Origin of the sequence: Bradyrhizobium sp. 31Argb, from assembly GCF_043638955.1 — a bacterium.
In the GTDB taxonomy this organism is placed as follows: domain Bacteria; phylum Pseudomonadota; class Alphaproteobacteria; order Rhizobiales; family Xanthobacteraceae; genus Bradyrhizobium.
The window spans coordinates 1-12,725 of sequence record NZ_JBEGDB010000232.1 but is presented as its reverse complement, the minus strand read 5'-3'; the positions used below and the strand labels follow the sequence as shown (position 1 = coordinate 12,725).

At 58.8% G+C, this 12,725-nt stretch carries 11 protein-coding genes and 2 pseudogenes; 3 read left to right on the top strand and 10 right to left on the bottom strand.

Annotated features, from left to right (window positions below; genetic code table 11):
* Positions 1–61: 61 nt before the first annotated feature.
* Positions 62–257: pseudogene (locus tag AAFX91_RS31500) on the bottom strand (IS701 family transposase); the annotation flags it as partial.
* A 259-nt stretch (positions 258–516) separates the two neighbouring features.
* Between AAFX91_RS31500 and AAFX91_RS31495 the strand changes: the two are divergent.
* Together AAFX91_RS31495 and AAFX91_RS31490 are read left to right on the top strand one after the other, a co-directional pair.
* Positions 517–2,088 carry a S10 family peptidase gene (locus AAFX91_RS31495; protein WP_394569192.1) on the top strand — a complete coding sequence of 524 codons (1,572 nt, stop codon included), beginning with the start codon at positions 517–519 and terminating at the stop codon, positions 2,086–2,088.
* A gap of 405 nt (positions 2,089–2,493) precedes the next feature.
* A pseudogene (locus AAFX91_RS31490) lies at positions 2,494–2,712 on the top strand (transposase); the annotation flags it as partial.
* Between the two features lie 337 nt (positions 2,713–3,049).
* Here the strand turns inward: AAFX91_RS31490 and AAFX91_RS31485 are convergent.
* From AAFX91_RS31485 to AAFX91_RS31450, 8 genes are all read right to left on the bottom strand, one after another.
* Positions 3,050–3,685 carry an effector protein NopP gene (locus AAFX91_RS31485; RefSeq protein WP_245287676.1) on the bottom strand — a complete coding sequence of 212 codons (636 nt, stop codon included), beginning with the start codon at positions 3,683–3,685 and terminating at the stop codon, positions 3,050–3,052.
* A gap of 393 nt (positions 3,686–4,078) precedes the next feature.
* Positions 4,079–4,483, bottom strand: coding sequence for a tetratricopeptide repeat protein (locus tag AAFX91_RS31480; protein ID WP_245287675.1), 405 nt, complete (start codon positions 4,481–4,483; stop codon positions 4,079–4,081).
* 220 nt (positions 4,484–4,703) lie between these two features.
* Positions 4,704–6,821, bottom strand: coding sequence for a type III secretion system export apparatus subunit SctV (sctV, locus tag AAFX91_RS31475; RefSeq protein WP_028168942.1), 2,118 nt, complete (start codon positions 6,819–6,821; stop codon positions 4,704–4,706).
* Between the two features lie 11 nt (positions 6,822–6,832).
* Positions 6,833–7,261: a M48 family metallopeptidase gene (locus AAFX91_RS31470; protein WP_080664153.1), complete on the bottom strand. Its 429-nt coding sequence runs from the start codon at positions 7,259–7,261 to the stop codon at positions 6,833–6,835.
* A gap of 1 nt (position 7,262) precedes the next feature.
* On the bottom strand, positions 7,263–7,790 hold the full coding sequence (locus AAFX91_RS31465; protein WP_028168940.1) for a hypothetical protein: 528 nt from the start codon (positions 7,788–7,790) through the stop codon (positions 7,263–7,265).
* Between the two features lie 30 nt (positions 7,791–7,820).
* The gene (locus AAFX91_RS31460) at positions 7,821–8,708 is read right to left on the bottom strand and encodes a hypothetical protein (RefSeq protein ID WP_028168939.1); all 888 of its coding nucleotides are present in this window, start codon (positions 8,706–8,708) and stop codon (positions 7,821–7,823) included.
* Positions 8,709–8,833: 125 nt separating this feature from the next.
* Positions 8,834–9,040, bottom strand: coding sequence for a hypothetical protein (locus tag AAFX91_RS31455; RefSeq protein WP_028168938.1), 207 nt, complete (start codon positions 9,038–9,040; stop codon positions 8,834–8,836).
* Positions 9,041–9,087: 47 nt separating this feature from the next.
* Entirely contained in the window at positions 9,088–9,378 is a 291-nt protein-coding gene (locus AAFX91_RS31450; protein ID WP_035692794.1) for a hypothetical protein, read from the bottom strand.
* A gap of 964 nt (positions 9,379–10,342) precedes the next feature.
* Between AAFX91_RS31450 and AAFX91_RS31445 the strand changes: the two genes are divergently transcribed.
* Positions 10,343–11,875: a DUF1521 domain-containing protein gene (locus tag AAFX91_RS31445; RefSeq protein ID WP_394569191.1), complete on the top strand. Its 1,533-nt coding sequence runs from the start codon at positions 10,343–10,345 to the stop codon at positions 11,873–11,875.
* A gap of 482 nt (positions 11,876–12,357) precedes the next feature.
* Here AAFX91_RS31445 and AAFX91_RS31440 read toward each other — a convergent pair whose 3' ends face one another.
* On the bottom strand, positions 12,358–12,567 hold the full coding sequence (locus tag AAFX91_RS31440) for a hypothetical protein (protein ID WP_028169432.1): 210 nt from the start codon (positions 12,565–12,567) through the stop codon (positions 12,358–12,360).
* Between the last annotated feature and the right edge of the window lie 158 nt (positions 12,568–12,725).

Sequence of the window (12,725 nt, the reverse complement as noted above, 5' to 3'; positions counted from 1 at the left end):
GGGCTGCTCACGATCGTCTGAATTCGGCGCTCATGATCGCGCGAAATCGCTGCTCACCATCAGTGAAATATGCAGCCAAGTCGCCGTCGGCAATGTTGCGGCGGATCAGAAAGCCTCGCGTCCATTCCCTGGCAAGGTTCATCATCGCATTCACTGCCGTCGAGATCGGCCAGCTCGACATAGGCCCAGTCGTGCCAGCGCGGAGCTTTGGTTGGTCCCTTTGCCGGAGACAGGCGGCGCCAGCGTGCTTGGGTAGGCTCTGTGCCATTGCGCAAGGCGGTGCCGCCGACAGGCGGTCCGTGCCCTCAGGAATAGAGGCGACTACTAGACTTAGTAGGTTTGTTGTTCCCTGCTCTCAGCTAACTGAGGAGAGCCGTTTGGCAGATACGCCTCGTGCAACATAAGGCAGAACCACCCAACAGAATGCAACTATAGGTAAAAGTCTAGACCGTCCCGCAACCTTAAACCGTCGCAATCGGCCGCTGACAGAAAGCGCGGCCGGACCGGAGAAACTCCATGCTGTTCGATTTGACCGCGCGGCGCCACACCCCTCTCGCGCTCGCCCTATTTGCGTGCGCCGTGATGGGGAGCGCCCGGGCCGACGATCCGCCGCCGCGCCCCGATGCCACGACGCCGGCCGGCCAGAAGGGCGGGCCCGGCGCGCGCGGCGCCAGTGCGCCTAGTTCCCCATCGGCGGCCGAGCAGCATCGCCTGCCGCCGGATTCCACCGTCAAACAGACGCTGGAGCTGCCCGGGCGGACGCTTCGTTTCATCGCGACTGCGGGCTCGATCCGCATGTTCGACGACAAGGGCGAGCCGCAAGCCGACATCGCCTACACCTCCTATCAGCTCGACGGCACAGATCGCGCCACGCGTCCGGTGACGTTCCTCTTCAATGGCGGCCCGGGGTCATCCTCTGCTTGGCTGCAGTTCGGCAGTGCCGGGCCATGGCGGCTGCCGATCGATGCGGAAACCGTCACGGCGTCGGCCTCGCCCGAGGTCAGGCCCAACGCCGAGACCTGGCTCGATTTCACCGACCTCGTGTTCATCGATCCCGTCGGCACCGGCTACAGCCGTTTCGTGGCGACAGGCGAGGATGTGCGCAGGCGGTTCTATTCGGTCGATGGCGATGCCAGTTCAATCGCGCTTGTGATCCGCCGCTGGCTCGAGAAGCACGAGCGGCTCTCCTCGCCGAAATATGTCGCGGGCGAAAGCTATGGCGGCATTCGCGGACCGAAGGTTGTGCGCAATCTGCAGATGCAGCAGGGCGTCGGCGTGAAGGGCCTGATCCTGCTCTCGCCACTGTTCGACTACCGCGAGTTCACAGGCACGAGCTTTCTGCAACACGTCGCGAGGCTGCCAACCTGTGTCGCGGTGGCCCGCGAAGCCAAGGGCGAGGGCAGGGGGGCGGTCAAACGTGCCGATCTCGCCGATGTCGAAGCTTACGCGCGTGGCGAATTCTTGGCCGACCTCGTCAAGGGCGAGGCAGACAAGGAGGCCACCAACCGTCTCGCCGACAAGGTCGCCGCTTTGACCGGCATCGACCAGGCCGTAAGCCGACGGCTCGCCGGGCGCTTTGACCGCGGCGAATTCCGCCGCGAGTTCGACCGCAAGAGCGGCAAGGTGACCGGCGGTTATGACGCCTCGGTGCGCGGCCTCGATCCCTATCCGGACTCCGATAGCTACCGCTTCGGCGATCCCTCGGGCGATGCGCTGGCGGCGCCGCTGACGAGTGCCGCCGTCGATGTCCTGACGCGCAAGCTCAACTGGCGGCCGGACGGCTCCTATGAACTGCTCAACCGCGCGGTCACGCGGGCCTGGAATTTCGGCCACGGCAGCCCTCCGCAGTCGCTGTCGGAGCTGCGCGAGATCCTTGCCACGGACGCGAAGATGAACGTGCTGGTCGCGCACGGCCTGTTCGATATTGTCACGCCCTATTTCGGCTCGAAGCTGGCGCTCGATCAGTTGCCGCCCTTTGCGTCGGCGCCGCGGGTCAAACTCGTGGTCTATCCGGGCGGCCACATGTTCTATTCACGCGACGCCTCGCGCCAGGCATTTCGTGCAGAGGTCGAAGCGATGATGAAGTAGGGCGTGCGTTCATCAAGCCGGCGGCGAACTAAGTCACAAGCAGGTCGCGTTCTGCGCCTACAGTAGATCGGCGTTTCTTAGTGCAAGAGGCGCGGGGCAGAATGAGCAAGCAGGCGGCGGCGGCCATGAAAGTAGCCGACGCGCTCGTCGAGCAAATCCGTCCGCTGCTCGCAGGAAAGGGGCCCGGAAGTGCAAGGCGCGCCGATCGGTCAATTGCTGGGGATCTTCATTGCCGGCCATCCGCCGGAATTTCGCGAGCAATCGCGCAACGTTCTGCTTCATGCGCCTGATGGATCCGGAGACAACCCTCCATCAAGAAAAAGATAAATGTGGAAGACCTAAATCCGAAATTTGCGCACTGCTTTATGCGATTTATCACACTTCGGGCGTCGCTCACACCAATACGTTGAAGGTTACTTCTCAATCCTTGACCGGGGCATCATCGGAACGTATCACCACGTCAGCCAGCAGCATCTTAAGCGGCGCTATCTGGCTGAATTTGCTTTCCGCTGCAACGAGCGCGCTTCGCTCGGTGTCACCGACAAAGATCGTGCGGCGCGCTTGCTGAAAGGCATCGTTGGCAACCGTCTTACCTATCGACGACCTAACGAAGATCACTCACAAGAAGCAGGCGGCTATAAGCCTCCGGTAAGGCCTTCACTGAGCGCGTACCATAATTCGGACGACGCATAGTTCATCTTAGAACTGAAAGAGCGGCGCCAACGTCCCTGAGCTCAGCATGCATGGGCATAGAGCGGCTCGTTCATGGAGCCAAAACGCAAGGGTCAGGACGAGCTCTCTAGACGAGGCGCTTGCTCAAGGGACATGGCGGCCTGCAGCTGAGCCGTCAGATTCCGCTACCGCTCGATACGACCGGCGCGCAGGCAATAATTGCAGGCAGTAAGATCTGCATGGAGAGAGGGGCGTATCATACCCTCTCTCTCCGCGCCGAGACGACCCTCTACATAAAGTCATCGTCCTCCCAATCCGGCGAGACATTTCTCGCGCGCTCGGAACGTTCCGTATCCCTGCCTTCACTCTCTTCCGCTTTGGAAAGGTAAAGGGGAGGTTTGTTTGTTCGCTGCCATTCACCGTCGCTGTTCTTGATCCACTTGTCGGGATGCCGGGTAGGGTCAAGCACCATCATCGAGTCACCTATCTCAACAAAACCCAGCGCTGCTGCACGGGCTTTTGCTTCCGGATTCACGGGATGAGAAAGGACTAACGGCTTGTCGCCGTCTGACCGAAGCTGATGCTCCAGCAAAATGTCGCCCGCGTTATCGACGAGGGGATGCGTAACCCGAAAGTCTACCGTCGATGTGATTTCAGACCGTCCGGGAAACTGTTCCCGCCAGCGCGCGCGTGCCTTTTCCCCTTTGAACACATCACGCATGTTAGCTCCACCTTCCGTTCGGAGAAGTCCAACGCTTTTGTTTCCCAATTGATAGCTGAAGTGTCGTGCGTCGTCCGAGCCTTCTTTCCTGCCATGATTATAGGCAACGTCCGCAGCGCGCTCCGCTTTCAATGCCACCGAACGCGAGTATTGCTGAGGATTGGCGGCGATATGCTCGATTTCATCCCCATAGAAATCTTCCAATTTGTCCTGAAATGAGGACCTTGAGATCTCCACGATGGGTGGTCTGGTGCTCAGTGAGTACGGCCGTGCTGTCGCCGAGGATGAATCAGTGTAGGACTCCCGCGGCGCTATCTGCATATGGGAGAACACGTCCTCGAAGCTTCGGCCTTGATCTGTTTGCCTACCGTCGATAGCAGACTGTGTCATTCTATCAGAGTCGGAATTGCCCATCCATGGAAAGCTGGGTGAGGCATTTATTCGATTGTACATGGACGTTCGCGCTCCTATCTGCGAAAGCTGTATTGAGTGTCAACCTGCTAAGGCCGAGCGGAGCTTGATAGCCAGCCTTCCTGACGAAAAGCTGACAGCAGGTTGTCGGGCGTCTTGCAAGTCAGGTTGTACCGTAAGCGTATGCTACGGCTGTTCTGCCAGCGCACGTCGTTCGTGCGAAAGCTGTTGGAGGCTGGAGTTCCCGCTGTCTGCTTTCCCAGCAAGTGCGAGCGATAGGCCAAGATTGTTGCGCAACATCTGATTGCCTGGGGCGGCTGCGAGGGCCTGCCGATATAGCGCTTGGGCCTCATCATGGCGCCCCTCGGCGTCGAGGACCACCCCCTTTGCGTTCAGGGCACGCAAGTCACCAGGGGCTGTAAGCAAGATCTTGTCGGCTACCTTAAGCGCCTCACCCGCGCGTTTCTGTGCCAGAAGGGTCTGCGTAAGTGAGATTGCCGCATCGACATTGTCTGGTTCTTGCTTCAGAGCCTCGCGCAAACTCTCCTCGTCGGTAACCCGGAGGAGGGCGTGCGCAATGCGCTCGCGCATAGCAGGATCGATGTCCTTAGCGCCGAGCAACTCTGGCCGCGGCGTCGCTTGTACTGAGATGGCTGGGTGATCCGAGCTGGTGCAACCTCCGACCACAAGAATCGCGAACAAGGCGAGGAGAGTTAAGCCCGAGGGCGGATGGAACGCATACCATCGAGCAGCGGATGTTCTCGCAGGTGAATTCATGCTGTCCATTGTCACGACCGACTGCTGTGCGCTGTTAGCCGGCTGTGGCGAGCTGGCTGCGTTGGTCTCCTGCCGGAGCTTTTTCCTTGGGACCTGTAAGCTTGAGCGAGCCCACTGGCTGGACCGTGAAATCGGAGGCGAGATCCTGATAGGACAGAACAGGAAGATCGATCCCGTTGCGGGTGAGAAAGCCGCGCACGAAGCGCCGGATATCCAGCGAACTCAGGATGACGGGCTGGCTCTGACCTGGTGGCATGCCTGAATGAATCTGACGCAGTTGCGACAACAACATCTCGCTCTGCCGGTCCTCCAGCGCGAGGTATGGCCCGACGGCAGTTTCTCGCACCGCACTGCGAATCACATCCTCAGTTTCACGTTCGATGATAAAGGCGGGCAGAACACGGTGAGCGTTGGCGTAGCGATAGCAGATTTGCCGTTTCAGGCCGGAGCGGACGTATTCGGTGAGCAGGACAGCGTTTTGCTCGCGTTCGCTCCATTCGGCGAACGCTTCCAAGACCAGGCGGGTGTTACGAATCGGGATGTCCTCGTCGAGCAGACGACGCAGGACCTCGGCGATCCGGGGAACTGGAGTCGTTCGTAGCACTTCCTTCACCAGATCAGTATATTCCTGCTCCATCCGGGCGAGCAATTGTCGCGTCTCTTGAATGCCGACCAAGCGCTGCGCATATCGCGTCAGTACGGAACTGACGCGCAAGGCGATGATTTCGCTCGGACGGTGATGCCCGATTCCGGCCGCTTTGAGAGCCGGTGCATGGCTCTGTTCGATCCAGATCCGGCCAGTGTCTGGATCTTGCCGATACGGGATGCCGCTCAATTCAATGTTCGCTCGGTCGTCGGTGAGGGCGAGCTGCGTCGGGTCGACTCGATCCCGTTCAACCGGTACCCCTTCCACATCCAGCCTGAACTCGGACTGGGCCAAACGTGGATCCACCTGGACTGGAATGCGGGGAATCGTGATGCCAAGATCGGCTGAGACCAATGCCGAAATGCGCGCGATGTGCTGCCCAACTTCCTCTTTGTCAATCGCATTTATCAGGTTCGGCGCAACCAATAGCGCGACCGGAAGCGCCTCCGCAGGTATGGTTTGCTTTTGAGCCTGCGCTGGACTCGTAGTCGGAGCACTAACGTTGGCGGCCGTCTTAGAGCCGGTGTTCGCGCCTTGCACACCGCCCTTGACATAGCTCGCCCCGGTAAAAACTGCAGCCAGCATGAGAAACGGGGACAAGGGGAAACCAGGTATCAGCCCCATGAGAAGTAAGACGCCGGCTGCCAGCCGCAATGCCGGGGTACTGGCCGTGAGTTGGTTGATGATATCGGCACCAAGCTTGAGCTTGGAGGGCCCATTTACACGTGTGACGATGGTTGCAGCCGTAACCGACAGCAGGAGCGCCGGAATCTGAGAAATCAGCGCGTCGCCGATGGTGAGCAGCGTATATTGATGCAACGCCTCATCAATGGACATGCCCTTCGAGAGCAGTCCGATGCTAATTCCTCCGAGCATGTTGATGCAGATGACTATGAGTCCGGCGATGGCATCGCCTTTGACGAACTTCATGGCGCCATCCATCGCACCATGAAGTTGACTTTCCCGCTCCAGTGAGGCTCGCCGGCTGCGTGCGTCGCGCTGATCGATATGACCGTTGCGTAGCTCCGCGTCGATAGCCATCTGCTTGCCTGGCAGAGCGTCGAGGGTGAATCGTGCGGAGACTTCAGCGACGCGCTCGGCTCCCTTCGCGAGAACCATGAACTGCACCATGGTCACGATCAGAAATATAACAATGCCGACAGCGATGTTCCCCGATATCACGAACTCACCGAAGGTGTGAATGATGCTGCCGGCGTCTCCTTCAGCGAGGATCAGCCGCGTTGTCGCGATGGTCAGCGCCAGACGAAAGACGGTAGAGATCAGGATGACGCCCGGCAAGGATGAAAAATCCAGTGGCGTACTGAGATAGAGAGCAACCATCAGCAACAGAACGGCAAAACCCAGATTGAAGCCGATCAGCATATCGATCACGACGATCGGGATCGGCATGATCATCATTCCGATTGCCAGAAGCAGCATGAACGCGACCATGAAGTCCGCGTGGAATGGCGCGCGCACGATAAGCCTACGAAGAAGGTGTGCCATGAAGAGCCTTCTTATTGTTGTTCCGTTGGCGCTGTCCTGCCACGCAAGGATACATAATCTTTGAAGACCGCCCGCGCCTCGTCCATACGGCCGGCGCGTCGCAGCGCGTGACTGCGCAGAAGCGTCAAGGGCAGACGCGAAGAGGGATCCTCATCAAGCATGTCGAGTCTATCCAGCACATTAAGTGCTTCATTGCCAAAGCCCTCCGAGATGAGAGCATAGGTAAGAATGCGAAGCAGGTCGACGTCTCGCGAATCTTCATGGGCAAAGAGCCGCAACAGAGCGAGAGCTCGTGCGCTCTGTCCACACGCAAGGTGGACGAAGGATATTGCGCAGACCAAATCGCGCTCTTGCCCGGAGATTGGCAAGACATCGCCGGTTTTGATAGCTTCGGCCGGCGACGGTAGACTGGCGAGGTGCGATCCGCCCGAATTGACCATGCTAGCCCTTGATCAAGCTGTTCTGGTTCTGCCGGAGCAGGATCAGCCGGCGGAGCTCCTGCTGCAGTGCGTCGATCCCTTCGCGCGCCACCGAGTTCTCCGCTCCGGCCCATAGCCGGTCGGCCAAGCGCTCCAGGAGAACACCGTGCTTCTCTGCTCGCAGCACGTCCGGATCACGCAGGCGTGGGGTGACGAAGGAGAGCAGACCTGTCGCGAGATTGCGGCCATAAAGTGAAGCGAGTGCCGCACGGGGGTCGATCTCAGCGATCGGGACGCGCCTCTCGTTGAGGCTGACACGCGAGACGGCATCGATATCGTCGACCTCAAGCGAGGCCTCGATTGACAGATCGGGTGCCTCAGTATCCGGCCAAATCGACCCGTGCCTGTTCTCGCCGCCGCCATCAGTGCGATCGATCTCTAAATGATGGACTTGAGGGAGGGCCGGCTTGTTCGCTGGCTCATGGTCTTGGGTGTTGAGCCTTTGCGAAGAGGTGCCAAATCCGACAGGATGCTGCGGCAGCTTGGTCATGACATTCTCCTTTCCTGCGGTACTGGAGCTCTAATAGGGGAGAGCAGCAAGTCGTCCATTCCGGCTAAGCAGTACGCGTCCCGCCTCGATTCGATCCACCGTCCATCCATCATTCAACAGCGCCCCCACGAAGTATTTTTGGCCGCCAATAAGAAGATAGGGGTGGGCTCCGCGCCACACCGCCTGGACAGCTATTGAGGAGGGAGGCTTATCCTCCTTTACGATCACCCCGTTTACGAGTGTCAGCGAGCCGTTCGTATGCTGATCGAACCAGCGCTGAACCTCCTGCCACCTAGTGACTAACGCAGGGGTAACGGTGCCCTCCGCGCTGACTACACCTGGTCCAGGCGCGATTTTGATATTGAGAAGTCCCGCTTTATTCACCTCCTCTTGCAGCAGTTCGGCGGCTGCATCGAGGGGGCGATCATTAGGACCGTTGAGCGTCAGCTTGGCTGGAAGTGGGGCGCCAGGGGGCGCATCGGGGCTCACTGCACCGGCACTGCCGTCAAACAGGAAGCTGATTGCGAGAGTGGCGATCCCGACAGAGCTCAGCAAGACCAACGAGACTGCGATTATCGAAAGACGGGATAGGCCGATTGATCCTCGTGCCGAATCCTGTGTGCAACGAATGGACATCGTGCCCGCATGAATGACAGCAGGAAGAGAAATAACAACCCGCTTGCCTACGGCAATATCTCCGTTTCCCTCTATGCTGACTCCGGCTGCTAGGGCCTCGATCTCAATCGAACCGTGCAGGGGGGTGAGACGGAAGTGATTGGGCTCGAGCCCCTGTTCGACGAAGACGATATCAGCATCGAGGCCACTTCCGATAAGACTCGTTCCGACCGGCGCTTCACCACTCACCCCAGAATAAGGCCCTGATAGCACTTCGAAATGAACGGAAGCCGGTTCATTCACGGAGATTCTCCTGAGAAACGAGAGAAGCCGTACGGCGCTGCCGTACGGCTGGTTCCGAGTTCGTCAAGCTATGGAGAGCCTCCCGCACGCGAAAAGAGCCGGCCGTGAGCCTCCCTCTTGCAGCGCTAGCTAACGCGCTCGTCGGCAACCTTCTTTTCGGACGAGAGCTCGGTCGTAATTCTGCGCATCATGATGCTCTTGGCCTGAGCCTGTTTGCTGACACGCTCCAGCTCGGCGAGCTGCGCTGCGAAATCGCCGTCCCCGGTAGCACCGGCCTGCTGATTCGCCGCGGGTCCAAATCCGGCGGGGGAACCACCAACGGGAGAAACCATATCGAGTCACCTTTCTGTTTGGAAGTTACTGTTACTGATCACCTGCCTCACGCCGCAGCTAGCGTGATGAGGGCAGGAAATGCAATCATGACATGTGCGCTTGGCGCGTCATTCGAGAGAGTCAATTCGCCGTTGCCGTGGTTGAACTGCGGCTTGCTTCCTGCGGCAGGGCCATTGTCCTTGGCGACCTTGTCATCATCAACCTTCTCCGGCTCCAATTTGTGAATAACCCTCTCGAAAGCTTTGTCGAGTACCCCACCGACAGCGGAGCCAATCGCCGCGCCCTGCGGTCCACCGAGGTATCCACCAGCCGCGCTACCGATCATTTCTCCAATCATCGCATTCTCCTATCTTCATCTCCATTACGGTCAATAGACGACTCCTCGCCTAGAGATCAGCGCTGACATCCTAGGAGCATTACCTTTCAAGAAGCTGACGAGTCTTCGAAGGGCCGAGGAATGAGTCGATGTCGCCAAATTTATCTTTCATCGGAAAATGTGTCGGTACTCTCGCTTCAGCCGATGTTGTCGCGCAAGACGCCGTACGTCTTGCGCTTCAAAGCTTGAGCGGTTGCAACTCGTTGCTGGCGTATAAGCTGTGCCAGCTGTCGGTCCAACGAGCATGGTTCCGAGCAGCTCGACTGCAAAGCTGGATCGCCTGGTGCTCATCAAGCGCCGTGCACAACGTCCTTAAGATATCTGCCGTGGCGCTTGCCTCGAGCAATCAAGTGGTAGACAAATCGACTGCGGCGTACGTGTGCAAGTGCCTGGTCTCAAGACTCGAGCGAAATCAGTTTCGAAGCGGCGTTTGTACCGAACATGGCCGTCCGAGGCGCCTAAAGACCGCCTCGAGCATTAACGCGAGAGGCTCGGCCGAAGTTCTTCAGAGATCGTGGATGCTCGCCCTCCGCACGTCCCAAGATGTCGTGTTCCGCCGCCCATCATGAAGAGCGTTTCGTTGCGGTCGCGAGCTCTCAGCGTTAGTTCAGGCGATACGCAAGCGGATGTGCTGGTGGACGATCATCCTATCGTCAGCTTTTAGACAGGTACTCCGGATACATTTCCTGCGACTTGGTTACGCTCGACGTGAGAGTCCCGAATTGCCATGCGGCAAGGGGTTAAGAGAAGTGGAGTGGTCCGCCGATCAAGACTGTTGTCACCCGCAACAAGAAACGCGAGAGCGCGTGCTGCTGGCCGTGGCGTGGGATTGGTTTTGAAGGGCCTTGGCGCAACGTGCCAAGTTGATTGTGCGGGTGGTCCTCGCAGTCTGTCGCTGCCTTCAATGCAATAGGAGTGAATGAAAATGCCGTATCTTCCCGTAGTGGGTGGTTCCAATCCGGCGGTGGGGCTAGTGCCTGAAGGTGCGCCCGCCGTTCCAATGTTCAACGTGGTGTTGGGGCAGTACGCCGGCGCCGTCGGCGTCCCGGTGGGGGCCTACCAATACCTCCCGGTAAATACTTCGGCCCTCGTCGCACCCGCCGTCCTCAATCCGGTCTACGTTGCTCCAACCCTTCTCGCCCCGCCGCCGCCTCCCCAGTTCGCGTCGGTCGCCCAGAACCAGGGCTCGTCGTCCTCAATTGATCCGGTCTGGACGCATGAGGTTCATGACGGCAAGGCCACCATCCACCTTGGCGATAAATATACAATCACGGCGGACGAGAAGCATGGCACCTGGACCGTTCGGAACAATGAAACCGGCCATGTCTCGAAGATTCATGGCGATCCGCATGTCGATGCTAATGGGGACGGCAAGGACGATTTCGACTTCAAGAAGGGCATGACCCTGCAACTCGACGATGGCACGAAGATCACCGTGGATACGGCCGACTACGGCAACGGCAAGAGCATTTCGTCCAAGCTCACCATCACGAATGGTAGCAACGCCATGGTTGTCGAGGGGCTCGGTGACGACAAGGATGGTGCCAACAATCTGAAGGTGACGCAGTCCAACGCCGGCCTCACTCTCGATGAGCTGACACCCGATGGTTCACAAACGATCCATGAGCAAGGTCAGGGTTGGGTCGACGGCGCCGGGCGCGAGGTGGATCAGGCCAGTATCGATGCTGGTGAAGCGGGGCGTGCGCCGGGCAGCGGCTCCCAGTCCCAGTACACTCCTGCCTCGCTTGCTGCTCCGTTGTACTACTACACTCCAGTTTTTGTTCCTCCTCCGCCGCCTCCATCGATGATCCCAGTTGCGACGAACCAGAGCCCGCCACCTAAACCAGCTCCGGTGTGGTCGCATGAGGTCCATGACGGCAAGGCAACGATTCACCTTGGCGATAAATATACAATCACGGCGGACGAGAAGCATGGCACCTGGACCGTTCGGAACAATGAAACCGGCCATGTCTCGAAGATTCATGGCGATCCGCATGTCGATGCTAATGGGGACGGCAAGGACGATTTCGACTTCAAGAAGGGCATGACCCTGCAACTCGACGATGGCACGAAGATCACCGTGGATACGGCGGACTACGGCAACGGCAAGAGCATTTCGTCCAAGCTCACCATCACGAACGGCGACAACGCCATGGTTGTCGAGGGGCTCGGTGACGACAAGGATGGTGCCAACAATCTGAAGGTGACGCAGTCCAATGCTGGCCGAACCCTCGATCAGCTGACATCGGATGGTGCACAGACGATATATGAGCAGGGTCAAGGGTGGGTCGATAGATCCGGATGTGAGGTCAACCAGGCGAGCATCGACGCCAATGAGCGTAGATCCGGATGTGAGGTCAACCAGGCGAGCATCGACGCCAATGAGCGAAGATCCGGATGGGAGGAGGTCAAGCTGATTCGACGCCTCCTCCAAGGCCGCGGGGTGAGGCCGATCTGAGCGCAGTTCAAGAAAAGGGGAGCGGACGCTGTCGCCCGCTCCCATTCTTCTCAGCGCGGGCGCGCAGGGAAGCGCCTCGCTTGGCGCTATCCATGCATTAGCCGCGCTCTCATGTTTTCGATGATCGGGCTGTCATATCTCTGCCGCTAACAGTCGGCAACGAAGGCGCGACACGGATGCGTGGGGGCGTCTCGTCTATAAGACACCTTTATGGCCTGCGGGTTTGTAGATGCGCGATTGGCCCAAGCGAGGCGAGTCCGTTCGACATACGAGCGAGATGTCTTGGGCTACCGAGAGACGGCTGACCGGAGCGAGAAGAACCCTAAGGACTGTAACGCCAACTTACCGCAACCGATCTGAACGACCAGTACCATTGAGGTGCGGATCGTTCAGCTGCGGAGAAGTTCCTCTCTTTCCTCTCTTCTCACCGTTGTTTGGATGTGCCATTCACGGCTCGCTATTGCCGATTCGGCGGAGCCGACTCAAACATCCTCTTCTGTATCGTCCATGGCAGAGTCGAGATCGGCCTGCGCATCGTTGACAATTCGCATTGCGATCATGCCAAGAGCCATTTCGAAAGCTTTGCGTTGTTGCATGGCCTGCGAGTTGGCGTCATCGCCCCCCTCGGTTCCGTCAACATTCGCGCCGTTATTGCTTCCCGCGGCTCCGATATCGGGTGCACCTGCGTTCATCTTCGTAACATCGCCTGTTGATAACCCATTCTCTGATGCTAGCAGCGTTAGCTTTCGAGAAGCTGACGAGGCTCAGGGCGCTTGAAATGGACCCCGATTGTGGGACCACGTGCTTAGTTGGAAGGGGCTGCTCCGTTTGATAGACGGAGCGCATGATG

Excerpts from the sequence above, each read along its gene's own strand:
- AAFX91_RS31495 (WP_394569192.1), top strand. The coding sequence starts at position 517 with ATGCTGTTCGATTTGACCGCGCGGCGCCACACCCCTCTCGCGCTCGCC.
- AAFX91_RS31480 (WP_245287675.1), bottom strand. The coding sequence starts at position 4,483 with ATGCGCGAGCGCATTGCGCACGCCCTCCTCCGGGTTACCGACGAGGAG.
- sctV (WP_028168942.1), bottom strand. The coding sequence starts at position 6,821 with ATGGCACACCTTCTTCGTAGGCTTATCGTGCGCGCGCCATTCCACGCG.
- AAFX91_RS31470 (WP_080664153.1), bottom strand. The coding sequence starts at position 7,261 with ATGGTCAATTCGGGCGGATCGCACCTCGCCAGTCTACCGTCGCCGGCC.
- AAFX91_RS31465 (WP_028168940.1), bottom strand. The coding sequence starts at position 7,790 with ATGACCAAGCTGCCGCAGCATCCTGTCGGATTTGGCACCTCTTCGCAA.
- AAFX91_RS31455 (WP_028168938.1), bottom strand. The coding sequence starts at position 9,040 with ATGGTTTCTCCCGTTGGTGGTTCCCCCGCCGGATTTGGACCCGCGGCG.
- AAFX91_RS31450 (WP_035692794.1), bottom strand. The coding sequence starts at position 9,378 with ATGATTGGAGAAATGATCGGTAGCGCGGCTGGTGGATACCTCGGTGGA.
- AAFX91_RS31445 (WP_394569191.1), top strand. The coding sequence starts at position 10,343 with ATGCCGTATCTTCCCGTAGTGGGTGGTTCCAATCCGGCGGTGGGGCTA.
- AAFX91_RS31440 (WP_028169432.1), bottom strand. The coding sequence starts at position 12,567 with ATGAACGCAGGTGCACCCGATATCGGAGCCGCGGGAAGCAATAACGGC.